The organism is Corynebacterium sp. UMB4614 (genome assembly GCF_030217065.1).
Classification (GTDB): domain Bacteria; phylum Actinomycetota; class Actinomycetes; order Mycobacteriales; family Mycobacteriaceae; genus Corynebacterium.
Window position 1 is genome coordinate 1 of the sequence record NZ_JASONC010000041.1, and the last position, 1,811, is coordinate 1,811.

A 1,811-nucleotide genomic window follows, 5' to 3' on the forward strand; every position below is an offset into this window, starting at 1 on the left:
TGTTGGGTTGGTAGGGGAGCGTCGTGTGATCCGTTGAAGGTGCGGGGTAACCCAGTGCTGGAGGTTATGCGAGTGAGAATGCAGGCATGAGTAGCGAATGATGAGTGGGAAACTCATCCGCCGGATGACTAAGGGTTCCTGGGTCAAGTTAATCTTCCCAGGGTGAGTCGGGGCCTAAGGCGAGGCCGACAGGCGTAGTCGATGGTTAACGGGTTGATATTCCCGTACCCGTATGTGTGCGACCAATGGTGAAGCAGTGATACTAACCGCCCTGAACGATGCTTCATGCACTTTGTGTGTGTTGTGTTGGGATGCGTGGGACCTGATCTGTTGTAGTCAAGCGATGGGGTGACGCAGGAAGGTAGCCGAGCCACTGATTGGATTGTGGTGTAAGCGTGTGGCCCGCTGTATTGGTAAATCCGTACAGCTTTGTGGGTGAGGCGTGATGCGTACCCGTTTGTGGGGATGTTGGTGATCCTATGCTGTCGAGAAAAGCCTCTAGTGAGTGCATGTATGGCCCGTACCGTAAACCGACACAGGTGGTCAGGTAGAGAATACTAAGGCGATCGGGTGAACTGTGGTTAAGGAATTCGGCAAAATGCCCCCGTAACTTCGGGAGAAGGGGGGCCACTGCTGGTGAACGACGTGTTGAGCTGGTGGTGGTCGCAGAGAGTAGAGGGAAGCGACTGTTTACTAAAAACACAGGTCCGTGCGAAGACGGGTAAGTCGATGTATACGGACTGACGCCTGCCCGGTGCTGGAAGGTTAAGAGGACCCGTTAGGTCACGTTGTGGTCGAAGCGGAGAATTTAAGCCCCAGTAAACGGCGGTGGTAACTATAACCATCCTAAGGTAGCGAAATTCCTTGTCGGGTAAGTTCCGACCTGCACGAATGGCGTAACGACTTCTCTGCTGTCTCAACCACAGGCCCGGCGAAATTGCAGTACGAGTAAAGATGCTCGTTACGCGCGGCAGGACGAAAAGACCCCGGGACCTTCACTATAGCTTGGTATTGGTGTTCGGTTCGGTTTGTGTAGGATAGGTGGGAGACTGTGAAGTGCTCACGCTAGTGGGTGTGGAGTCGTTGTTGAAATACCACTCTGATCGTATTGAATATCTTAACCTCGGCCCATGATCTGGGTTAGGGACAGTGCCTGGTGGGTAGTTTAACTGGGGCGGTTGCCTCCTAAAGTGTAACGGAGGCGCCCAAAGGTTCCCTCAGCCTGGTTGGTAATCAGGTGTTGAGTGTAAGTGCACAAGGGAGCTTGACTGTGAGACTGACAGGTCGAGCAGGGACGAAAGTCGGGACTAGTGATCCGGCACCTACTTGTGGAAGTGGTGTCGCTCAACGGATAAAAGGTACCCCGGGGATAACAGGCTGATCTTCCCCAAGAGTCCATATCGACGGGATGGTTTGGCACCTCGATGTCGGCTCGTCGCATCCTGGGGCTGGAGTCGGTCCCAAGGGTTGGGCTGTTCGCCCATTAAAGCGGCACGCGAGCTGGGTTTAGAACGTCGTGAGACAGTTCGGTCTCTATCCGCCGCGCGCGTTGAAACTTGAGAAAGGCTGACCCTAGTACGAGAGGACCGGGTTGGACATACCTCTGGTGCGCCAGTTGTCACGCCCGTGGCATGGCTGGTTGGCTACGTATGGGAGGGATAACCGCTGAAAGCATCTAAGCGGGAAGCCTGTTTCGAGATGAGGTTTCTTTTGAGGTTCCCTAGAGATGATGGGGTTGATAGGCCAGATCTGGAAGCACTGTGAGGTGTGGAGGTGACTGGTACTAATTGGCCGACGTGTAACAAACCACA

1 rRNA gene is annotated in these 1,811 nt (G+C 54.2%); it reads left to right on the forward strand.

Features of this window, described 5'->3' with window-relative positions:
• Positions 1 to 1,807: ribosomal RNA gene (locus QP413_RS09790) — 23S ribosomal RNA — on the forward strand; the annotation flags it as partial.
• Between the last annotated feature and the right edge of the window lie 4 nt (positions 1,808 to 1,811).